Raw genomic sequence first — 22,676 nt, forward strand, 5'->3', positions numbered from 1 at the left:
GGATGCAGCGAAAAAATCGCTTTATTAAGGGGTATTCAGGCCTTCGGGCATTAGCAGTTATTGGGGTTATTTTGTATCATTTTGATCCTAATACCTTTATTGGTGGATATCTTGGTGTACCGATTTTTTTCGTATTATCCGGATATTTGGTAACTGACCATATTTTAGCTAGTTACGAGGAAACAGGTTATTACGATAATAAACGTTTTTACTTATCTAGATTAAAAAGACTATATCCGCAATTAGTTACCGTACTGTGGGCAAGTGGTGCTTATATGCTAATGTTTCAGCAACAAACTCTTGCCAAGTTCAATCAAATCGTCACTACAAATTTATTTAATGTCTATAATTTTTGGCAGATTGCCAATGGACAAAGTTACTTTGAACGATTTGCAGGGAACGTTTCTCCATTTACTCATCTTTGGACAATGTCAATTGAAGGGCAATTTTATATATTTTGGCCATTAATAATGATGGTGCTAATCAAGTTTTGTAAAACTAGATATCGTGCATTTTGGATTATTATTGGCTTTAGTATTTTATCTGCCTTGGAAATGGCAATCTTATATCAACCAAATGTTGATACAAGTAGAATTTACTATGGAACAGATACAAGATTTTTTGCCCTGGGATTAGGTGCTGCCTTAGCCTTTGTTTGGCCAATTAAGCATCTTAAGCGTGAAATTAATAAAACTGATTGGATAATTCTTGATATTACGGGTACAGTATCTTTAATTGGAATGCTTTGGCTTTTTTTATCAAGAATTATGGATCCACAAGCCGCTTTTGCCTATCGCGGTGGGATGTTTTTATTTAGTTTATTTACTACAATTTTTGTTGCGATTATCGCTCATCCAGCAAGTCACTGGAATCAGATTTTTACTAATCGAATTTTTGATTGGATAGGTAGTAGAAGCTATGCAATATACTTGTACCAATTTCCTGTTATGATCTTTTTTGAAGCAAAATTTACAGATATGGCTAATCATGCCTTTTTGTATCACTTAATTGAACTTATTTTGATTTTGGGCTTAGCAGAGTTGACTTATCACTTTATTGAGAAACCTTTTTCTAAGATTAGTTTTGAAAGTATTCGGGTCTTTATAGCTCACTTTAAAGATTCAGAAAAGAATGGTCATTTAAGAATCGCTAGTGGAGTTTCTGTTTTAATTTTAATATTAGGTACAATTGCAGTGATAAAAGCACCAGATGTTAAAGGGGTAAATGCAAATAAATCACAACTTGCCGAAAGAATTAAGAAGAACAGGGCAAGCCAGAAAAAATCTAATAAGCAACTGATTGATAAGTTCAAAAAGACAAAGAAAAAAGAAAACAAGTCAAAAGCATTTATTGAAGCGCAACAGTCGGCAAAAAATAAACCAGTCAATAAGGACTTTGAAAAATATGGGATCAGTCAAATTGACTTGCAACTGGCACAAAAGATTCACGTTACAGCAATTGGTGATTCAGTAATGGCAGGGGCAAGTGATATGTTAAAAAAGTTAATGCCTAACGCTTTAATTGATGCTGCCGTTTCTAGACAACTAGTCCCAACTATTGGCTTGTTCAATCAATATAAAAATCAAGGAGCTCTTGCTGAAAATGTCTTAATTGGACTCGGAACTAATGGTCCATTCTCAATGGATGATATTAATCATTTAATGGAGATAATTGGCCCTAATCGTCAAGTCTTTTGGATTAGTGTCCATGTTCCAAGTAGACAATGGCAGGGCCAAGTTAATGAACTAATTTTAAGAGCTAGTCAAAAATATAAAAATCTATCAGTAATTGATTGGTATAGTTATAGTGCAAATCATAATAACTGGTTTTATGGCGATCAAACGCACCCTAATGTTGAAGGATCGAAATACTATAGTACTTATATAACAAAAGAAATATTGAAAAAGGCGAAGTTTTAGATAGGGGAATGATTAATGGAAATTCAATTTTTAGGAACTGGAGCTGGGCAGCCTTCAAAGCAGCGAAATGTTTCTAGTTTAGCTTTGAAGTTACTTGATGAGCTGAATGAAATTTGGTTATTTGATGTTGGAGAAGCAACACAGCATCAAATTTTACGGACCAATATCCGGCCAAGAAAAATTACTAAAATTTTTATTTCCCATAATCATGGTGATCACATTTTTGGCTTACCTGGTTTACTATCAACAAGATCTTTTCAAGGGGAGGTGGGGCCTTTAACAATTTATGGCCCTGCAGGCCTTGAACAGTTTGTAACAACCGCTTTACGCATATCTAAAACTAAAGTTAGTTATCCAATTCATTTTGTAGAATTGAAAGATGACCAAAAGATTTTTGAAAATTCAGAGTTTTCCGTATATTGTAAAAAATTAGACCACCGCGTTGCTAGTTTTGGCTTTCGTGTGGTAGAAAAATCACATCCTGGTGTATTATTAATGGATAAATTGGCTCCTTATCATCTACCTAATGGTCCAATTTTGGGACAATTAAAAGCTGGAAAAGTGGTAGAGTTAGAAGATGGAAGGGTCTTAAATGGGAAAGACTTTTTGGGACCTGAAAAAAAGGGTAGAATTGTTACAATTATTTACGATACACGTATTACCCCTTCGATTGCTGAATTAGCGCAGGATGCTGATGTTTTAGTTCATGAATCGACTTTTGCCGGACCAGAAGGGAAAATGGCTAAAGCATATTATCATTCGACAGCTACGCAAGCTGCTGAAATAGCAAAAAAAGCCAATGTTAAGCGTTTGTTCTTGACGCATGTGTCAGCACGTTATTTGGGAGCTAAGGCGCACATTTTGGAAAAGCAAGCTCAGAAAGTATTCCCTAATACTGTGTTAGTAAATGATTTAGATGTTTTTGATATTCCAATGAGAGGATAAATCATGAGTAATTCATTACGCAATAAAGTTGTTGTTATTACTGGAGCATCAAGTGGATTGGGACGCTCAATTGCTTTGCAATCTGCTGAAAGAGGAGCTAATTTAATTTTAATTGCTCGTCGTGAAGAAAAATTATTAGAAGTAGCGGCTGAAGCTAAAGAATTATCAGGAGCTGAAGTTTGGGTTTATCCAACTGATATGGGAAAAGCCAATCAAATTGAAGATACTTTCAAAAAAATTATCGTCGCAGTTAAGCATATTGATTTTTTGGTAAATGCAGCTGGTTTTGGTGATTTTGATGATTTCTTTGACCAAAATCCGCAACTTATAACTAATATGTTCCAAGTGAATGTTTTAGGGTTAATTTACTTTACAAGATTAATCGCTCGAGTAATGATTGATCAAAAATCAGGTCAGGTAATTAATTTTGGTTCAATGGCTGGTAAAATTCCTACAACAAAATCTGCAGTTTATAGTTCTACTAAGGCTGCGGTTATTCAATTCTCAAACGTTTTAAGATTAGAACTTAAACCATTTGGCGTAAAAGTAATGACTGTAAATCCAGGTCCTGTTTATACTAATTTCTTTAATCGGGCAGATCATACTGGTGATTATGTTCATAATGTACAATCATTTATGTTAGATCCTGATGATGTTGCTTGGCAGGTTATTCACTATTTCGGTAGTGATAAACGAGAACTTAACCTTCCATTATCGTTAGCAGTAATGGCAAAGCTTTATAATTTATTCCCAGCTGCTGGCGATTATTTATCATTGATTTTGGGATCTAGAAAGTAGTAAGTATGAATAAACAAAAGAATTTAGTTATTGGATTAGCAGTAAGTTTATTATTAATTATTTTCGTTTTATTAAATACAGAACCAGTTACCATTAATTTCTTAGTTGTTAAGCCGAAACTGCCATTAATTGTGGTTTTAGTTATTATGGCTTTTCTAGGTGCTTTAGTATCTTGGTTAATGGGAGAAAAGAGCCATGAAGAACAAAAGCGTTCTTGGGGGCTTTTTAAGAAAAAAACCAACAAGAAGATTAATGAATAAACTTGATTTATACGTCATCTAATAGTATTATTGAAATACGTGAGTAACGAAGTCTGATTTTTAATTGGACTTTTTCAGTCTCAAACTACAAAAAAGGAGATTTAACGAATGGCAGTTCCTGCAAGAAAAACTTCAAAACAAAAGAAACGTTCACGTCGTGGTCATATTAAGTTAACTGTACCTGCAATGCACTATGATGCAACTACAGGTGAATACCGCTTAAGCCACCGTGTTTCACCAAACGGTTACTACAAGGGTCGTCAAGTTGTTAAAAAAGCTAACAACAACGACTAACTAATAGACACCTAATTTGCGGTGTCTTTTTTTTTTACAAAAAAACATAGAGGAAAGTATTTTTGAAAAATGAAACTAGTTTTTTTACATACTAGCGATACGCATGGATTTTTATTACCAACAGATTATCAAGATAAGCATGATTATGAAGCGCCAATTAGCTTAAGTAGAGTTTCAACAGCGATTAAAGCGCAACGAGAAAAATGGGGTGCTGATAAAGTAGTAGTTACCGATGCAGGTGATTGCTTGCAAGGTTCTCCATTGGCCAGTTTTTGTCATAAAGATGAAAGTTACGAGCGGCTTGATAATTTTACTGCAGCTTATAATGAAATTGGTTATGATGGACGCTGTTTGGGAAATCATGATTTCAACTTTGGTCAAGATTATTTGAAGCACTATATTAAGAAGAATACTGCTAGTTTTGTCAATGACAATATTCTTGATGAAAAGACAGATAATCCAGCTTTTGGTCAAGAATACAAAATTATTGAACGCCAAGATATCAAAATTGGCTTATTAGGAATAACAACGCAATATGTTCCTCACTGGGAACCAGAGGAACACATTCGTGGTCTAAAATTTGTTTCTGCTTTTGATCAAATAAAGAAGTTAGCGCCTAAATTGAAAAAAGATGTCGACATTTTAGCTGTAATGTATCATGGTGGTTTTGAAAGTGACCCAGTTACTGGAGTAGCTACTGAACCGCATAATGGCGAAAATGAAGGCTATAAAATCTTAAAGGAAATTCCAGAAGTTGATGTATTTTTGACTGGGCACCAACATCGTCGATTAAACTTAGTTGTTGATAATACTGCGATTGTTCAACCAGGTTATCGTGGTGAATGTGTTGCTCAGGTAGTAATCGACTTAGATAAAACTAGTGATGGTATTAAAATTAATAGTTTAGAAACTAGTTTGATTGAAACTAAGGATTACGAACCAGATCCAGCCATTGTAAAAGATATAACGGATGTTGATCGACAAGCACAAGCTTGGCTTGACCAGCCAATTGCCCATTTATCTGAACCTGCACCAATTAAAAGTGCTTTTGAGGGTAGAACTAAAGGAGCACCTTTTATAAATCTGCTTCAACAAATGCAAATTTACTTTACTGGAGCTGATATTTCAGCTACTGCAGTTATGAGTGAAAAGGCTCGTGGATTTACTAATCAAACAGTAACTTTGAGAGAAGTTATTTTGAATTATCCTTATGCTAATCAACTTTGCAAGGTAAGATTAACTGGTAAAGAGTTAAAAGAAATTTTAGAACATACTGCTACTTTCCTTGAAAAAGATAACGAAGGAAATATTAATTTTATTGATCGATATATTAAACCCAAGCCACAGTTGTATCACTTCGATGTCTTTTATCCATTACGTTATGAAGTTGACTTATCTAAGCCACATGGGCATAGAGTAGTAGAATTGACTTTACATGGAAAACCAATCGAAGATGAACATATTTATCATTTGGCAGTAAATAATTATCGGGCTATGGGTGGAGGCTTTTATCCAGCATATTCAATGGATAAAATTGAAATGATGCTTGATAAGGATTATGTCCAAATGTTTACTGAATACTTGACTAGTGGCGAAGTTAAGGTAGATACTAAGCAATACTACAAGTTTTATTAGAAAAAAGATCACTTTAAAGTGGTCTTTTTTGCTTTTTCGAAAATGCTTACATGATAATAATTAAGTTGACGTTATGAGCAGGATTTTATAAGGAGAAAGCTTATGAAGAGAGTAACATTATTTAATCATAAACATCCATTTATTACTCCTGCAATTATATTTTGGAGTATAGTTTTCTTAATGTTTTTCGGACCCAAGATTTTAACCTCGATTAAATCAGCATATTTTAACTATCAAATTACTCAAGTGGTTTCAGAAAAGAAACCACAAGCCAAAGCACTGGATATAGTGCAAGAAGATACTGAAACCAATGTTTATTATCAAACATATGAATATAATGATAGGAAATATATCCTTGCTTGCTTCAAGAAATCTGGGAAAAGACACTTTGACTGGTACAGTTTAAAAACTGGAAAGATTGAACATCTAAAGTAGGTATAACTATGAAAAACTTTGGACAAAAGCACCCTTTGATGGTGTGGATTTTAACACTTTTATTCAATTTGCTGATTTTAGTTGGTATTTATTTAAGTTATTTGTCTTTTCAAGAAGAGCATGATACGAAGGTTGCCTATGCAGAAATTGAATTAGCTTTGAAAAAACAAAATATTAATACTCATGAAATAAAAGTTGCCAAGCCATTTGTTAGGAATCAAAGGGCTTTTACCAATACTATCTGGTACACACTAGCCTTTACTTTCAAAGGTCAAAAATATGAAGCAACTTATTGAGAAGAACTTATTGATAAAATTATAACGAAAGATTGGGCAATTCGTTATAAACCAGAATATCGAGTAAAGATTGAAAAAGTTAAAGAGTTTCAATAAAAATAAAAGGAGGCGTAGTTATTCTACGTCTCCTATTTTTTATATTCAATAATTATAACATCTTGCTGTACTTGGTTTTACCCTTGTATGATTTAGCCGCGATGAAAGGAATAATAACAGCAAATAACAAACCAAATACAATTCCTACACGAATTGCTTGCATTGGGTTAAATTGCGTTTCAGTCAATGCTGCAGCAATAAAACCAATGATTGACATAAAAATAGTACTCCAAATTGCTGAAATAATGTAGCGCATAATCTCTCCTTCTTTCGCTTTGCATTTTATCAAATTTTGAAATTGTAAACAAGGAAATGATACATAATATGAGTTTTTGGTATACTTAAAATAAATGAAAGGGGCCTCGTGATGCAAGTTTCTGGTTTACAAACTTTAAGTTCTTTTTCACTACTTAAAAGTCCTATTTTAGTTGATGAATTAGTGAAAGACGCTGTAGATAAAGGGTATAGTAGTTTAGCTTTAACAGATATAAATGTTACGTATGGTTTGGTTGATTTTTACTTAGCTGCCAAAAAAGCCAACTTGAACCCGTTACTTGGTATGACTATCAGGCTTAATGGTATGATAGACCAAGCCCATCGCTATGACTTAATTTCAATTGCCAAAAATAATGAGGGTTATAAGAATTTGTTGCGCTTATCAAGTGCAATCAACTTAAAAACAGATAATGGTGATGAGCGAAAAGTTTTAACTTTAAAGCAAGTTGCCAAATATTTGAGTGATCAGATTTTTATCATTCCAGCTAATGTGACTAGCGAGTTGCGATACTTATCTGAAAATAATGAAAAGCTTGGTAGTGACTACCTTCGTGAATTGCAAAAAATCATTCCAAGTTCTAGCGATTTATATTTAGGAGTATATGCCAGCAAAAATCAGCCATATATCAACTATGTTAAGGCTTTAGCAGCGCAGTTCAATTTACCATTAGCAGCTGCTGAAGATGTCCAGTATTTGCAAGCTAGTGATCAGTTTTTGGTAAAAACATTGAGAGCTATTGAACAAGGTCAAAAACTAGTTGATACTTCTAGTTTAGCCTTACAAAAAGGGTCTCATTATTTACGCTCAAGTGGTGAATTAGTTGCTGCATATAATGAAAATGGGATTATTGAAGCCTTGCATAATGCTGCAAAGATAGCAGATGAATGTAAAGCAGAGGTTATTTTCACGCAGCCAGAATTACCTAGATACAGACAAAACTTTGCCCCTAGCTCAAAAATATATTTACGCCAGTTAGTTCAAAAAGGCCTTGAAAATCGTTTTAAGGGTCAAAATATCCCAGAGATTTATCAAAAACGTCTAGATTATGAATTAAAAATTATTAATCAGATGGGATTTGATGATTACTTTCTGATTGTTTGGGATGTAATTAATTATGCCCATTCTGTTGATATTACTACTGGTCCTGGGCGTGGTTCAGCGGCAGGTTCATTAGTTGCATATAGTTTAGCAATTACAGAAGTTGATCCAATTAAATATAATTTACTCTTTGAAAGATTTCTAAATCCCGCTCGGGCTCAGATGCCAGATATTGACCTTGATATTCCAGATAATCGTCGTGATGAAATTATTAAGTATATGTTTGAAAAGTATGGAATGGATCATGCTGCTCAGATATTGACCTTCGGAACATTGGCGGCTAAACAAGCTTTGCGTGATTGTGCTCGTGTATTTGGCTTAACAACAGTTCAAGCAAGTAAATTTACTCATGCAATTCCATTTTCAAAAGTAAAAATTACCTTATCTCAGGCTTATCAAGAATCAAAAGCTCTTCAGCTACTGGTAAATGCTTCAGAACTAAATAAATTGCTATTTAGAACTGCTATGCGTTTAGAAGGAATTCCACGTCATGCCTCAATTCATGCAGCTGGGCTAGTAATTAGTGATAAATCTATTGCTCAGATTGCTGGTTTACAAGCTGGGACTTTAGGGATTCCAGTTACACAACAAACTAAAGCCCATGTTGAAGAGTTAGGGTTACTGAAGATTGACTTTTTGGGCTTGAGAAATCTAACTATTTTAGGTGAGACAGTAGAGTTACTTGCTAAAGATGGCATAAAGCTTGATCCAAAACAGATTCCCCTTAATGATGCTAAAACTTTACAATTATTTCAAAAGGGACAAACCGACGCTGTATTCCAATTTGAATCACAAGGAATTAAAAATGTCCTAAAAAGATTGCATCCAGATAGCTTTGAAGATGTTGTTGCTGTTAATGCTTTATATCGTCCAGGCCCTATTCAAAATATCGATCATTTCATTAATCGGAAACAGGGTAAAGAAGCAATTACTTATCCAGATTCATCTTTGGCCCAACTTTTAAAACCAACTTATGGAATTTTGGTTTATCAAGAGCAAGTTATGCAAACTGCTCAGATTATGGCAGGTTTTAGCTTGGGTGAGGCGGATTTATTGCGTAGAGCTATGTCGAAGAAAAAGCAAGATTTAATTGACCAAGAACGTGAGAAATTTATTACTGGTGCAGTAAAGAACGGCCATCCGCAAGCTACAGCTAGCAAGGTATATGCCTATATTGAGCAGTTTGCTAATTATGGATTTAATCGTTCACATGCAGTAGCGTATTCAAAAATTGCTTTTTGGCTTGCTTACTTAAAAGTTCATTATCCAGCTGCCTTTTTTACAGCGCTACTAAATTCAGTTAGTGCTAATCGAATAAAGGCAGGAGAATATATTACCCAGGCCCAAGAAGTTGGTGTAAAAATCTTGCCACCAGATATTAATCAAAGTCAGACTGACTATAGTTTACTAAACGGCCAAATTCAGGTTGGACTTAAGGCAATCAAAGGAATAAGAGTTGATTTCTTAAAAAATATTGCAAATTTACCTAAAAATTTTAGTTCTTTAGCAGATTTTCTGAGAAAAATAGATGCCAAATTTCTTTCAGAACAAACAATTGCAGCAATGATTAAAGCGGGTTGCTTTGATAAAATTGATAAAAATCGGAAAATGTTGTTACTCAACTGCAAAGAGATTGTAGAAAATATAAAATTTACTGGTCAAAATGAAACCTTGTCTGAAGGTTTAGGTGGAATTCGTTTAGAACAAGCTCCAGCTCCTAACGCTAATGAAAAAGCAACAATGGAAGAAGAAGTGCTAGGCTTTTCTACAACTAAAACACCAATTTTAGTTGTTCAAAAATATGCTGAAAGATTCAATGCCCAAACTTTGAATTCATTTACGGTAAATGAAACAGGGATTGCTGTTGGAAAATTAATTAAATTGAAGCTTATTAGAACTAAAAAAGGCGATACTATGGCTTTTTCAACTTTTAGGGATGCAAGTAGTGAACAAGAAATCACAATTTTTCCGGGAATTTACAGTAAAATATCAGATATTTTGAAAGAAGGACAAATTTATCTTCTTGGTATTAAAACTCAAAGTGATCGATATGATGCTGGAAAAGTCCAATATATGTTGACCAATTTAAAACTTGTCAATTTTACTGAATAAATTCAAATTCAATAAATCACAATTTACCGGCAATGGTACCGCTAACAAATGTAAAAAAGAGAATAGAATACTAATTTAGCCCATTTTTTTAAAGACTTTGAGTGAAAAAAATGGTAGTATTTAATTGATGTGAGAAATTACACATAATAATCATGATGGGGTGAATTCATGAAACGGATTGGTATTTTAACAAGTGGTGGGGATGCCCCTGGTATGAACGCTGCTGTTCGTGCGGTTGCAAGAACTGCGATGGCTAATGGCATCGAAGTTTTTGGTATTCGTTACGGATTTGCTGGTTTAGTAGCTGGTGACATCTTCCCAATGACATCTGATTCAGTTGCCAATATCTTAACTCGTGGTGGTACCTTCCTTTACACAGCTCGTTATCCAGAGTTTGCGCAAGAAGAAGGCCAATTGCGTGGTATTGAACAATTGAAGAAGCATGGTATTGAAGCATTAGTAGTTATCGGTGGTGATGGTTCTTACCATGGTGCCTTGGCCTTGACTAAGAGAGGATTTAACTCTATTGGTCTTCCAGGTACCATTGACAATGACATTCCATTCACTGATTTAACTATCGGTTTTGATACTGCCTGCACTACAGCAGCTGATGCAATTGATAAAATCAGAGATACTGCAAGCAGTCACCAACGTGTATTCGTAATTAATGTTATGGGTCGTGATTGTGGTGATATTGCCATGCGTGTTGGTGTGGCAAGTGGTGCTGATGCTATCGTTGTTCCAGAAAAGCCATATAGCATTGAAGCTATTGCTAATAAGCTCAAGAAGAGTTTTGCTAATGGTAAAGATCATGGTATTGTCATTGTTGCAGAAGGCGTAATGTCTTCAGACGACTTCTTGAAGGAACTTCTTAAGTATGGTGACTTCGATGCTCGTACTGAAGTTTTGGGTCATATGCAACGTGGTGGTGAACCAACTGTTAGTGACCGTGTCTTGGCAAGTAAGATGGGTTCATATGCTGTTAAGCTTCTTATGGAAGGAAAAGGTGGCTTAGCTGTAGGTATCGAAGACAATCACTTGTGTACTCATGACATTGTTGATTTGTTTGATTCACACCATGTTGGTGATTACTCATTGCTTGCAATGAATGATGATTTGTCACGGTAAATTTTGTTTTTGTAATAGGAGAGTTTTTTAAATGAAGAAAACTAAGATTGTTAGTACTTTAGGTCCTGCATCAAACGATTTAGAAACTATTATTAAGTTAATTGAAGCAGGTGCAAATGTTTTCCGTTTCAACTTCTCACACGGTGATCACGAAGAACACCTTTCACGTATGAAGTTGGTTAGAGAAGCTGAAAAGAAGACCGGCAAGTTAGTTGGTATTATGCTTGACACCAAGGGTGCTGAAATCAGAACTACCGAACAAGAAGAAGGCAAGTTCACTATCCACACTGGTGAAACTATGCGTATTTCTATGGATGCTACCAAGAAGGGTAACAAGGACAAGATTTACGTAACTTACCCAGGTCTTTACGATGACACTCACGTTGGTGGTCACGTATTAATCGATGATGGTAAGGTTGACTTATTAATCACTGAAAAGGATGAAGCAAACAAGGAATTAGTAACCAAGGCTCAAAACACTGGTTTAATTGGTTCAAAGAAGGGTGTTAACGCACCAGGTGTTGAAATCCGCCTCCCAGGTATCACTGAAAAGGATACTGATGACATTAACTTCGGTTTACAACACGGTATTAACTTCATTTCTGCTTCATTTGTACGTAAGGCTCAAGATGTTTTAGACATTCGTCAATTATGTGAAAACGCTGGCCAAGACCACGTTAAGATCTTCCCTAAGATTGAATCACAAGAAGGTATCGACAACATTGATTCAATTCTTCAAGTTTCTGATGGTTTAATGGTTGCTCGTGGTGACATGGGTGTTGAAATCCCATTCATGAACGTACCATTCGTACAAAAGACTTTGATCAAGAAGGCAAATGCATTAGGTAAGCCAGTTATTACTGCAACTCAAATGCTTGACTCAATGCAAGAAAACCCACGTCCAACTCGTGCCGAAGTAACTGACGTTGCTAACGCTGTTTTAGACGGTACTGATGCAACTATGCTTTCAGGTGAATCTGCAAACGGTTTGTACCCAGTACAATCTGTACAAGCAATGCACGACATTGATGTACGTACTGAAAAGCAAATTGCTGAACGTAACACTTTAGCACTTCAAAGATTTGAAGAATACCAAGGCTCAAACGTAACTGAAGCTATCGGTGAATCAGTTGTAAGAACTGCTGAAGAATTAGGTGTTAAGACTATCATTACTGCAACCCAATCAGGTTACACTGCAAGAATGATTTCTAAGTACCGTCCAAACGCAGATATCGTTGCTTTAACTTTCGATGAAAAGATTCAACACTCACTTGGTATTGTTTGGGGTGTTCAACCACTTCTTACTGAAAAGCCAACTTCAACTGATGATATGTTTGAAAAGGCTGCTAAGCTTGCTAAGGAAAACGGCTTTGTTAAGGATGGCGACTTAGTAATCATCGTTGCTGGTGTTCCAGTTGGTGAATCTGGTACTACTAACTTAATGAAGCTTGAACTTATCGGTTCAAAGCTTGTTAAGGGTCTTGGTGTAGGTACTGGCTCAGTTATTGGTAAAGCTGTTGTAGCAAACAGTGCTGATGAAGCAAACAACAAAGTAGAAGACGGTGACATTTTAGTTGCTAAGACTACTGACAAGGATTACTTACCTGCAATTAAGAAGGCAAGTGGTTTAGTAGTTGAAGCTTCTGGCTTGACTTCACACGCTGCTGTTGTTGGTCTTTCATTAGGTATCCCAGTTGTTGTTGGTGCTACTGATGCAACTGACAAGATTGCTGACAACACTACTATTACTATTGATGCTCGTCGTGGTGCTGTATACCAAGGTGAAGCAGCTAACTTATAATAGCTAGTTAATATAAAAAATAAAAGTAGTCTGATTTTTTCAGGCTACTTTTATTTTTTGTCTAAATTCTTTATACTATAGAATTAGATTATGTAAAGTAATATTAATAAAGAGAGGAGGCCTCGTATGTTAGGGACAATTCAAAAAGGTAAAGTTATCGATAAAAATGACGAGGCATATTATGTTCAAGTAGATGGGGTGACTTATGAACTTAATAAATTAGAAGTTACTCAAGAACAAATGCCACAATTAGGTGATATTGTACAAGGCTTTATTTATGATAATAAAAATCATAAAAAGCAGATGACTCAGTTTTATCCTTTTGCGATGCCTGATCAATATGGTTGGAGTAAAGTTACCGAAATTAGACGTGACTTAGGGGTGTTTGTTGATATTGGTTTACCAGATAAAGATATGGTAATTTCTTTAGATGATTTACCTCTTGATAAAGCAAAATGGCCTAGAATTGGAGATCGACTCTTAGTTACTTTGGAAACGGATCATAAGGATCGTATTTGGGCTAAATTAGCTGATGAAAATGTTTTTGAACAGCTTTCAAGTAAGTTTCCTCAAAATATGAAAAATAAAAATTTGTTGGTTACTGTCTATGCAACTCGTCCTGTTGGCGCATTTGTTTTAACAAGTGATTTTTATTTAGGATTTATTCATGAAAGTCAAATGATGACTCCTCTACGATTAGGAGAACAGATTAAAGCTCGAGTAGTGGGAATTAGTAAATATGGTCGTTTAAACTTAAGTGTCTTACCGAGAGCTTTTGAAGAAATTGATGAAGACAGTCAAATGATTTTGATGTCACTTAGACGTGAGGCAACTAAGTCTTTACCTTTCTATGATAAAAGTGATGCACAAGACATTAAAACTCATTTCGGTATTTCGAAGTCAGCTTTTAAGAGAGCAATTGGTAGATTACTTAAGCAAGACTTGATTATTGAAGATAAAGACGCTGGTATGATAACTTTGGTAGATAAAAATGAAGAAGAATAATCTTGATCAAGTAGCTGATTTTCTAAGATTTTGTAGTTTAGAACGTGGCTTAAGTAAGAATACTGTTAATTCATATCAGTTAGATTTAAATCAATTTGTTGAATATTTGGATAAAGAGAAAATTTCTGATTGGCCAGAAGATCCACTGGTTATTGATTCTTACTTAGCTAAACAGCGTGATGAAGGTAAGAAAACTAGTACAATTAGTCGTGGTATTACCACGTTAAGACGTTTTTATCGCTATTTATTACGGCAGCATATTTTGGTGGTAGATCCATTAATTCAAATTGATACCCCAAAGCAAGAAAAAAGACTACCACTTGCCCTTTCTCAAAAAGAAGTAAGTGAATTACTTGCTCAACCTAATCTTAATACAGCAACTGGATTGCGAGATCGTGCAATTTTGGAATTGTTATATGCAACTGGGATGCGGGTTAGCGAGTTAATTAACTTAAAGGAAACAGACTTACATACAGACTTAAAGATAATTAGAGTTTTAGGTAAAGGTTCGAAAGAACGGCTTGTTCCAGTAACTGATTTTGCCTTAAATTGGGTTGATAAGTACTTAAAAGAAGTTAGAGATCCAGCCTTACTAAAAAAAGGAGTTGCGTGCGACTTTTTATTTTTGAATAATCGAGCTGGCCAATTAACGAGACAGGCTGTTTGGCAGTCAATAAAAAAATATAGTAAATTAGCAAGAATTGACAAAGATATTACTCCTCATACTTTAAGACATACCTTTGCTACCCATCTTCTTGAAAATGGGGCAGATTTGAGAGTGGTACAAGAAATATTAGGACACAGTGATATTAGTACAACGCAAATTTATACTAATTTATCACAAAAGCATATTTTTGATGTTTATCTGAAAACACATCCTAGAGCATAATTATGTTAGTAAAATATAAAAAAGACTATGAAAAAATTGCAATGGGGCTTTTGTCTTATTTGCCAGATTTAAGAAATTTAAAGAATTTACAGGAAGAGATGAGCTTGTATGATGATAACTCTGATGAATTCTTCTTGTATTTATTTAGGGATAAAGATTCCGATTTAATTGGAACTGTTGGAATTCAATTGTTAGAACATTTTGTTTTGATTAGATATTTATCACTAGCACCAGGATTTAGAGATCGTAAATATGAACAAGCTATAATGAACGACTTGCATGATGAATTTCCTAAAAAGAAACTAACAGCACTTCCAAATTATAGTTACTTATTTAAGGATTAACGATGACAGAAAATTTAAAAGTTGAATTACCCAATTTTGAAGGACCATTAGATTTATTATTACACTTAATTCGCTCACAAGAAATTGATATTTATGATATTCCAATTGCGGAAATAACAAGACAATATCTTAATTACTTAGAGAAAATGAAAGAACTTAATTTACAACTAGCTGGCGAATATTTCGTTATGGCTTCAACCTTGTTGAGGATCAAGTCACAGTACTTATTACCTAAAAATGACTTTGTTGAGTTAGAACAAGAGCCTGAAATTGACCCAAGGCAAGAGTTAGTTGAGCAATTGGTTCAATATTCAGTTTTCAAAAAAATATCTAAGTATTTGAAGCAGCGTAATGACAGTGTTCCTGTTACTGTATCTAAAGAACCAAGTGCTGGACAAGCCAAAACTATTTCCCCTTTACCATTAGGGCAGCTTAGTGAGAGTGAATTGGCTAATACCTTTTCTTTATTAATCCGTCGATATAAGCTAAGGAAGCCTGAGTCAGCAACAGTAAAGATTAAGTATTCTTCTGTAAGTGATATGACTAAGATGCTTGAAGAAAAGTTCTTGCAAGTTGCAGAGATTAGCTTTTTCTCATGTATTCAAAAAATCAAAACATTAGATGATGTTATTTCACTTTTTTTAGCTATTTTAGAAATGAGCAAAAATAAAAAAATAAGAGTAAGTCAAGGTCGTGAATATGGCGATTTGACAATAGAAAGAATTGATTAATAAATGGCAACTAAACTCGCTGAATTAGAAAGTTTATTATATCTAGCTGGTGATACAGGTGTTGAACAATCCAATTTGTGTCAATTATTGGAAGTTAAAGCACCTGCTCTACGTGAACTAGCAAAAAAATTAACTCAAAAATTATCTGAAGATAAAAATTCTGGCTTGCAAATTAGCTTAATTAAAGATACTTATAAAATGACTACAAGTTATGATGTTGCAGAGGTTGTCGAGAAGTATTATCAAAAAGATCTTTCAAAAACACTAAGTCAGTCAGCTTTAGAAATTTTAGCAATTGTTGCATATCGTCAGCCAATTACCAGAATTGAGATTGATGAAATTCGAGGAGTAAATTCTGCTGGTGCAATCCAGACATTGATTTGGCGGGGCTTAGTAAAAACAAGTGGTAAAAAAGATGTCCCAGGTCATCCTAACTTATATGTAACTACTGATTACTTCTTACAATATTTTGGTTATGAATCTTTAGCTGACTTGCCAGTAATTGAAGATTTTGAAAATGAGAGTATTGATGAAAAGGGACAAGTCGATCTTTTTAAGGCAAAAGATAGTAATAATCCTCAAAGTTTAGATTAGGAGAATAATAATGGCAGAACGTTTGCAAAAATTGATTGCCCAAGCAGGTATAGCTTCTCGCCGAAAGGCTGAAAAGCTAATTACTGAGGGTCGAGTTGCAGTTAATGGGAAAATTGTAACTGAGTTAGGAACTAAAGTTGAATCAAGCGCTAGTATTGAAGTTGATGGCTTGCCAATCCAAAAGGAAAGTAAGCATACTTATCTTTTATACAAGCCTAGAGGAGTTATTTCTTCTGTTAAAGATGACAAAGGTAGAAAAACAGTTTTAGACTTTTTTGAAGAAAGCCCATATCGTTTGTATCCAGTTGGTAGACTTGATTATGATACATCAGGCTTACTTTTGATTACTAACGATGGGGAACTAGCTAATAAGTTAATGCACCCACGTCATATGGTAGATAAGGTGTATGTAGCTAAAATTAAAGGCTTTCTGACTCCTGAAGAAATACATAGTTTAAAACATGGTGTCAGAATTGATGGTAAAAAGTCAGCTCCTGCAAAGGTAAAAATCATCAGTACTAATCGAGAGAAAGGAACTTCTATTGTTCAATTAACAATTCATGAGGGCCACTACCACCAAGTAAAAAGAATGTTTAAGGCAGTTGGTCACTTAGTTGATAAGTTATCTCGTGAACGTTATGCCTTTCTAACATTGAAATCACTTACTGCTGGTAAATATCGTGAATTGACACGCGAAGAAGTTGCCAAGCTAAAAAGCATGTAGTATACTGAAGCTGAAATTAATAGGAAAGCGTCTTCAAGGCAGGGTGAAAGTCCCGACCGGCTGTTTGAGTCAGCAACCCACTTATGTGGCTGAACCTTAAGGTACCGATAGTATAGTCTAGATGGAAGAAGACAGGCTGATAAAGAAAAATCATAATACTTTCTCAAAGGTCTGCCTCTTGGAGCGCAGACCTTTTTTGGAGGAAAGATTATGTCAGAATCAAGATCAAGTTTAGCTAAAACATTGGCAGCAGTGATGATTGGGGTAATTGCTTTTGTAGTAATGAAGTTCGAATTCCCAATTATCCCTCTTTTTCCATTTTTAAAGATGGATTTTTCAGATGTTATTATCTTAATTGGTAGTTTTTTGTTTGGACCAGTTTCAGGTATTGGCATGGCCTTTATTAAGTGCTTTTTGAGTTTAGCTTTATCAGGTTTCAATATTTTATCTTTGGTTGGACAATTAGCTGCTTTTATAGCAAGTGTTTGCTACATTGTACCTTTGTATATGATTAGCAAGAAAAATGAAAACAAGTTTGTAATGCAAGTAGCTGCAGTTGCAGTTGGTACAATTTGTTTAACAGTTGCAATGAGCTTAGCAAATATTTGGCTTTTGATGCCGATGTATGCAAAGTTTGCTAACTTTAATTTCCCAGCAACCTATATCCTTTATGGTGTTGTTCCATTTAATGTTGCAAAAGGTATAATTAATGGGATTTTAGCAATTTTGGTAATTAAGTTTGTCATTCCACAATTAGAAAACTTTGCGTCAAAGAGATTTTAGTTTAATTAATTTGAATGAGCCCTAAGAAGGGCTTTTTTCTTTGTTCCAAATTATGCTAAAATAACAATGATTATGTTGGGAGAGTGTTTAACGTGAATAACAATTCATCAAATAACGGCCCTTACAAACATTTTAAGCGGCCTGAACAAGGACGAGTTCAACAGACAAAACCTAATAAGGCGCATCATTTTATTAAATGGGTGATTGGGTTAGTAATTGTTGTATTGGTTGCTGTACCGGTTTACTTAATGGTTAATCATAAATCATCAAGTTCGCAAGTCGTTACACCGGCTAAAGTTAAAACTTCTGCTTTAAGTTCTACTAGTTCTAAAAGTAAAAAGATTAAGATGGTAAAGCAATCATCTAAGTCAAGTTCAAGTTCTAGTGCAAGTTCAGTTGAAAGTAAAGCATCATCAAGTTCGCAAGTTGCTGCTACAAGTTCGGTTGCTAGTTCATCAAGTTCAGAAGTGCGCACATACGTAATTCAAGAAGGCGATAGTTTGTCTTCTATTGCAGCTGCTCATGGTATGAGCGTTGATACGTTAGCTAGTTTAAATAACATAACTGATGCAACAAGCATTAGAGCTGGTGAAACACTCAGACTTAACTAAAAATAAGAGAAAGGGTAAGAGACCTCGGTCTCTTTTTTATTGGAATGCAAGTAGCTATTGATGGTCCAGCATCTGCTGGAAAAAGTACAGTTGCCAAGATTATTGCTAAGAAACTAGGCTTTATTTATATTGATACTGGTGCAATGTATCGAGCATGTACTCTTATTGCAAAAAAAGAACATATTGATTATGGTGATGAAGCTCGGATTTTAGAGGCAATTAACCAAAATAAAATTGAGTTTAAATCAGAAACTGGTGAACAAAAAGTTTATGTAGCTGGAGAAGATGTTTCTCTAGCTATCAGAACGCCTGAAATTACTGAAAATGTATCGCAAGTTAGTGCTTTAAAGGGCGTTCGTGAAAAGATGGTAGAATTGCAGCGCGAAATGGCAGGCTCTACCAATGTGATTATGGATGGTCGTGATATTGGTACGACTGTTTTGCCAGATGCTGAATTAAAGATCTTTTTAGTAGCAAGTGTTCATTCACGTGCTAAGAGAAGATTGCTTGATTATGCTGAAAAAGGAATTCATGAAGATTTGGCTAAAATCGAACATGATATTGCTGAGCGTGATTATAAAGATTCACATCGTGCAATTTCACCGTTAAAAAAGGCAGATGATGCGGTTGAAGTTGATACAACAAATATGTCAATTGATGAAGTAGTGGATGATATTTTGGCCAAAATTAATGCTAAAATGGCAAAATAATAAAAAATAAAGAGAAATTTTGAAAAAAAAGCTCGAAAAGGTGGAAAAATATCATGCTTTCATTTAAAATTAAACATGATATTGGGAGGTATTTATGTCAGATAACAGTAATCAATTTTTAGATGCTTTAAAAGAAATGCAAGGTGTTGAAGTTGGCAACATTGTAGACGTTGAAGTTTTAAGTGTTGAAGACGGACAAATTGCAGTTGGTGTTCAAAATGCAGGTGTTGAAGGTGTCATCACTCGTCGTGAATTCACACAAGATCGCAATGCAGATCTTCACGACTTAGTTAAGCCTGGTGATACTTTCAAGGCTTTGGTATTGAGAAGAGCAGGTGGCGATAAAGAAAACGGCGAATTCTTCTTCTCAGTAACTCGTTTGAAGGAAAGAGAAGCATTCGACAAGCTTGAAAAGGACTACGAAGCAGGTAACGCAATCGAGGGTACTGTAACTAGTTCAGTACGTGGTGGTTTGATTGTTAACGTTGGTACTAGAGGTTTCTTACCAGCATCATTAATTTCTAACCACTTTGTTTCAGACCTTAAGCCATACATTGGTAAGACTATTAAGGTTAAGATTACCGAAATCGATCCTAACAAGAATCGTTTAATCCTTTCACACAAGGAATTAATCGAAGAAGAACGTGAAGAAGCATTTGAAACTGTTGCTTCACAACTTGTTGCAGGTGATATCGTAGAAGGTAAGGTTTCACGTTTAACTAACTTTGGTGCCTTTGTAGATGTTGGTGGTGTTGACGGTTTAGTTCACATCTCTGAAATCTCATACAAGCATATTGACAAGCCTAGTGATGTTTTGAAGACTGGTCAAGATGTTAAGGTTAAAGTTATCGGTATCGATGACGACAGACACCGCATCTCCCTTTCAATTAAGCAAACTGAACCATCACCATTTGAACAAGCAACTTCAGAATTAAGTGAAGGCGAAGTAGTTGAAGGTGAAGTTAAGTCATTGACTTCATTTGGTGCCTTTGTTGAAGTAGCAGATGGTATCCAAGGTTTAGTACACGTTTCTGAAATTTCAAACAAGCGTGTTGAAAAGCCTAGCGATGTTTTGAAGGTTGGCGAAACTGTTAAGGTTAAAGTTTTGAACATTAACCCAGATGAAAAGAGAATTTCTCTTTCAATTAAACAAGCTCAACCAGCAGCTGAAGGCGAAGGAAACAACGCTCGTCGTAGCGCATCACGTAACGATTCTGTAGCTAAGAAGTACATGAGCGACAACAACGACAACGGCTTTGCACTTGGCGACATCATTGGTGACCAATTGAAAGACCGTCAATAATGATGACTAAAAAGCCGACGATAGTCGGCTTTTTTTGTTGGATTTTAAATTAAGAAAATATAGAAGGGATGATAATAATGGCTCTACCAACTGTCGCAATTGTTGGTCAACCTAATGTTGGAAAATCAACTTTATTTAATCGAATTATTAATGAACGTTTAGCTATTGTTGAAGACCGACCAGGAGTAACTCGTGACCGTAATTATGCCAAAGCCTCTTGGCTAGGCCATGAATTTAATATCATTGATACTGGTGGTATCACTTGGGAAGGTGGACGAATTGAAGATGAAATTCGGGCCCAAGCAGATATTGCGATGGAAGAAGCAGATGTAATTGTAATGATTACTAGCGTTGCTTTGCATTTGACTGATTTAGATGAGAGAATTGCACGAATTCTTTATCGCTCAAGCAAGCCAGTTTTATTGGCTGTAAATAAGGCTGATAACCCAGAACAACGGGCAGATATTTATGATTTTTATAGTTTGGGTTTAGGAGATCCGATTCCTATTTCATCAACGCATGGTACTGGAATTGGTGACTTACTTGATGCAATTGTTGAAAACTTTCCGCCTGAAGCTGATACAAAAGATGAAGACGAAATTGCTTTTAGTGTTATTGGTCGCCCAAACGTGGGTAAATCATCTATTATTAATGCTATGCTTGGTCAAAAGCGGGTTATTGTTGCTAATGAAGAAGGCACAACAAGAGATGCTGTTGATACGCCTTTTGTAGCTGAAGATGGTACTAAGTTTAGAATGATTGATACCGCTGGTATTAGAAGACGAGGAAAAGTTTACGAAAAGACAGAAAAATATTCTGTTTTACGTGCGCAAGCTGCAATTCAACGTTCAGATGTGGTGTGTCTTGTTTTAGATGCAAGTACTGGCATTCGTGAACAAGATAAACACGTTGCTGGATTTGCTCATGATGCTGGCCGTGGGATGCTTATTGTTGTCAATAAGTGGGATTTACCTAAAAAAGATTCTAACTCCGCTAAGGACTTTACAAGAGTTATTCGTGAAGAATTCCAATATCTGGACTATGCTCCAATTGTTTTTGTATCAGCAAAAACAGGAAAGAATTTAGAGCAACTTCCTGATTTAATTAAAGAAGTTGCTGAAAATCAAAGTCAAAGAATTCAATCTAGTGTCTTAAATGATATGTTGATTGAGGCATCTAAACTTGTTCCCTCTCCTTTAATTAAGGGCAAACGGTTAAGAGTTTACTATATGACCCAAGTAGCCGTTCAGCCACCAACTTTTGTGGTCTTTGTAAACGATCCTGAATTGATGCACTTTTCATATAAGCGCTTTTTGATTAATCAACTTCGGGATAATTTCGACTTTACTGGTACTCCGATAAAAATCTTGCCACGTAAGCGAAAATAAGGGGATTTAAAGCGCCTTTTTAATAATAAACTAAGAAAATTTAATATTTGTATCTAGCAAAGAAGGATTTATCATTTATTTTTCGAAAAAACCTTGTTATGACGGGCTTAATGTGCTATTTTTAAAAGCAGGAAACAATGATTGGTCATGATCATTCTTCCTTATTCTTTTTAAAGAATAAGTCTGAACTCGTAGGTTCAAACTCAGGAGGTGAATACAATGGCAAACAAAGCAGAATTAGTAGCAGAAGTAGCAGCTAAGACTAAGCTTACTAAGAAGGATGTTGCTGCAGCAGTTGACGCAATTTTTGCATCAATTCAAGAAGATCTTGCTAAGGGCGAAAAGGTTCAATTAATCGGCTTTGGTACTTTCGAAGTACGTAACCGTGCAGCTCGTAAGGGTCGTAACCCACAAACTGGTGTTGAAATCGAAATCCCTGCAAGCAAGGTTCCTGCATTCAAGCCTGGTAAGGCTCTTAAGGATGCTGTTAAGTAATTTTT

Annotated in this window: 24 protein-coding genes and 1 riboswitch; of the genes, 23 read left to right on the plus strand and 1 reads right to left on the minus strand. The window is 35.2% G+C overall.

Annotated elements, in window-relative coordinates; all coding sequences use genetic code 11:
• Positions 1 to 2: 2 nt before the first annotated feature.
• The 8 genes from FC45_RS01140 to FC45_RS01175 all read left to right on the plus strand — a co-directional run bounded on the left by FC45_RS01140 (position 3) and on the right by FC45_RS01175 (position 6,582).
• Entirely contained in the window at positions 3 to 1,919 is a 1,917-nt protein-coding gene (locus FC45_RS01140; RefSeq protein WP_006584571.1) for an acyltransferase family protein, read from the plus strand.
• A gap of 15 nt (positions 1,920 to 1,934) precedes the next feature.
• A complete protein-coding gene (rnz, locus tag FC45_RS01145; protein ID WP_006584572.1) occupies positions 1,935 to 2,864 on the plus strand; it encodes a ribonuclease Z in 930 nt (309 codons plus the stop codon).
• 3 nt (positions 2,865 to 2,867) lie between these two features.
• A complete protein-coding gene (locus FC45_RS01150) occupies positions 2,868 to 3,662 on the plus strand; it encodes an SDR family NAD(P)-dependent oxidoreductase (protein WP_006584573.1) in 795 nt (264 codons plus the stop codon).
• 5 nt (positions 3,663 to 3,667) lie between these two features.
• Complete coding sequence (locus tag FC45_RS01155) at positions 3,668 to 3,922, plus strand: LapA family protein (protein ID WP_006588065.1); 255 nt, start codon at positions 3,668 to 3,670, stop codon at positions 3,920 to 3,922.
• 108 nt (positions 3,923 to 4,030) lie between these two features.
• Positions 4,031 to 4,216, plus strand: a complete 186-nt coding sequence (gene rpmF / locus FC45_RS01160) for a 50S ribosomal protein L32 (protein WP_006584575.1) — start codon at positions 4,031 to 4,033, stop codon at positions 4,214 to 4,216.
• A gap of 69 nt (positions 4,217 to 4,285) precedes the next feature.
• Positions 4,286 to 5,851, plus strand: coding sequence for a bifunctional metallophosphatase/5'-nucleotidase (locus FC45_RS01165; RefSeq protein ID WP_006584576.1), 1,566 nt, complete (start codon positions 4,286 to 4,288; stop codon positions 5,849 to 5,851).
• Positions 5,852 to 5,953: 102 nt separating this feature from the next.
• Positions 5,954 to 6,286, plus strand: a complete 333-nt coding sequence (locus tag FC45_RS01170; RefSeq protein WP_006584577.1) for a hypothetical protein — start codon at positions 5,954 to 5,956, stop codon at positions 6,284 to 6,286.
• A gap of 8 nt (positions 6,287 to 6,294) precedes the next feature.
• Complete coding sequence (locus FC45_RS01175) at positions 6,295 to 6,582, plus strand: hypothetical protein (protein ID WP_006584578.1); 288 nt, start codon at positions 6,295 to 6,297, stop codon at positions 6,580 to 6,582.
• A 148-nt stretch (positions 6,583 to 6,730) separates the two neighbouring features.
• Here FC45_RS01175 and FC45_RS01180 read toward each other — a convergent pair whose 3' ends face one another.
• Positions 6,731 to 6,934, minus strand: coding sequence for a YjzD family protein (locus FC45_RS01180; protein ID WP_006584579.1), 204 nt, complete (start codon positions 6,932 to 6,934; stop codon positions 6,731 to 6,733).
• Between the two features lie 111 nt (positions 6,935 to 7,045).
• Here FC45_RS01180 and FC45_RS01185 point away from each other — a divergent pair, with 111 nt between their 5' ends.
• The 15 genes from FC45_RS01185 to FC45_RS01255 all read left to right on the plus strand — a co-directional run bounded on the left by FC45_RS01185 (position 7,046) and on the right by FC45_RS01255 (position 22,671).
• Entirely contained in the window at positions 7,046 to 10,165 is a 3,120-nt protein-coding gene (locus FC45_RS01185; protein WP_006588064.1) for a DNA polymerase III subunit alpha, read from the plus strand.
• Between the two features lie 168 nt (positions 10,166 to 10,333).
• Positions 10,334 to 11,293 (plus strand): 6-phosphofructokinase, encoded by a 960-nt coding sequence (gene pfkA, locus FC45_RS01190; protein WP_006584580.1) that lies wholly within the window; start codon positions 10,334 to 10,336, stop codon positions 11,291 to 11,293.
• 31 nt (positions 11,294 to 11,324) lie between these two features.
• On the plus strand, positions 11,325 to 13,094 hold the full coding sequence (gene pyk, locus FC45_RS01195) for a pyruvate kinase (RefSeq protein WP_006584581.1): 1,770 nt from the start codon (positions 11,325 to 11,327) through the stop codon (positions 13,092 to 13,094).
• Between the two features lie 126 nt (positions 13,095 to 13,220).
• Positions 13,221 to 14,099, plus strand: coding sequence for a CvfB family protein (locus FC45_RS01200; protein ID WP_006584582.1), 879 nt, complete (start codon positions 13,221 to 13,223; stop codon positions 14,097 to 14,099).
• On the plus strand, positions 14,086 to 14,988 hold the full coding sequence (gene xerD, locus FC45_RS01205) for a site-specific tyrosine recombinase XerD (protein ID WP_006584583.1): 903 nt from the start codon (positions 14,086 to 14,088) through the stop codon (positions 14,986 to 14,988). The genes FC45_RS01200 and xerD overlap by 14 nt, the downstream gene beginning before the upstream one ends.
• 2 nt (positions 14,989 to 14,990) lie before the next feature.
• On the plus strand, positions 14,991 to 15,332 hold the full coding sequence (locus FC45_RS01210) for a hypothetical protein (protein ID WP_006584584.1): 342 nt from the start codon (positions 14,991 to 14,993) through the stop codon (positions 15,330 to 15,332).
• Positions 15,333 to 15,334: 2 nt separating this feature from the next.
• Positions 15,335 to 16,063, plus strand: coding sequence for a segregation and condensation protein A (locus FC45_RS01215; protein WP_006584585.1), 729 nt, complete (start codon positions 15,335 to 15,337; stop codon positions 16,061 to 16,063).
• Positions 16,064 to 16,066: 3 nt separating this feature from the next.
• Positions 16,067 to 16,657 carry an SMC-Scp complex subunit ScpB gene (gene scpB / locus FC45_RS01220; protein WP_006584586.1) on the plus strand — a complete coding sequence of 197 codons (591 nt, stop codon included), beginning with the start codon at positions 16,067 to 16,069 and terminating at the stop codon, positions 16,655 to 16,657.
• 10 nt (positions 16,658 to 16,667) lie between these two features.
• A complete protein-coding gene (locus tag FC45_RS01225; RefSeq protein WP_006584587.1) occupies positions 16,668 to 17,381 on the plus strand; it encodes a pseudouridine synthase in 714 nt (237 codons plus the stop codon).
• A 25-nt stretch (positions 17,382 to 17,406) separates the two neighbouring features.
• Positions 17,407 to 17,518, plus strand: a riboswitch (FMN riboswitch).
• A 73-nt stretch (positions 17,519 to 17,591) separates the two neighbouring features.
• On the plus strand, positions 17,592 to 18,164 hold the full coding sequence (locus tag FC45_RS01230) for an ECF transporter S component (protein WP_006584588.1): 573 nt from the start codon (positions 17,592 to 17,594) through the stop codon (positions 18,162 to 18,164).
• A 92-nt stretch (positions 18,165 to 18,256) separates the two neighbouring features.
• Positions 18,257 to 18,775, plus strand: a complete 519-nt coding sequence (locus FC45_RS01235) for a LysM peptidoglycan-binding domain-containing protein (protein ID WP_006588063.1) — start codon at positions 18,257 to 18,259, stop codon at positions 18,773 to 18,775.
• A gap of 44 nt (positions 18,776 to 18,819) precedes the next feature.
• A complete protein-coding gene (gene cmk, locus FC45_RS01240) occupies positions 18,820 to 19,485 on the plus strand; it encodes a (d)CMP kinase (protein WP_057706311.1) in 666 nt (221 codons plus the stop codon).
• Between the two features lie 94 nt (positions 19,486 to 19,579).
• Positions 19,580 to 20,788: a 30S ribosomal protein S1 gene (gene rpsA / locus FC45_RS01245; RefSeq protein ID WP_006584591.1), complete on the plus strand. Its 1,209-nt coding sequence runs from the start codon at positions 19,580 to 19,582 to the stop codon at positions 20,786 to 20,788.
• A 77-nt stretch (positions 20,789 to 20,865) separates the two neighbouring features.
• Positions 20,866 to 22,176, plus strand: coding sequence for a ribosome biogenesis GTPase Der (der, locus tag FC45_RS01250; protein WP_006584592.1), 1,311 nt, complete (start codon positions 20,866 to 20,868; stop codon positions 22,174 to 22,176).
• 219 nt (positions 22,177 to 22,395) lie between these two features.
• Complete coding sequence (locus FC45_RS01255; RefSeq protein ID WP_006584593.1) at positions 22,396 to 22,671, plus strand: HU family DNA-binding protein; 276 nt, start codon at positions 22,396 to 22,398, stop codon at positions 22,669 to 22,671.
• Positions 22,672 to 22,676: the final 5 nt, after the last annotated feature.

It is taken from the genome of Lactobacillus jensenii DSM 20557, from assembly GCF_001436455.1.
Lineage (GTDB): Bacteria > Bacillota > Bacilli > Lactobacillales > Lactobacillaceae > Lactobacillus > Lactobacillus jensenii.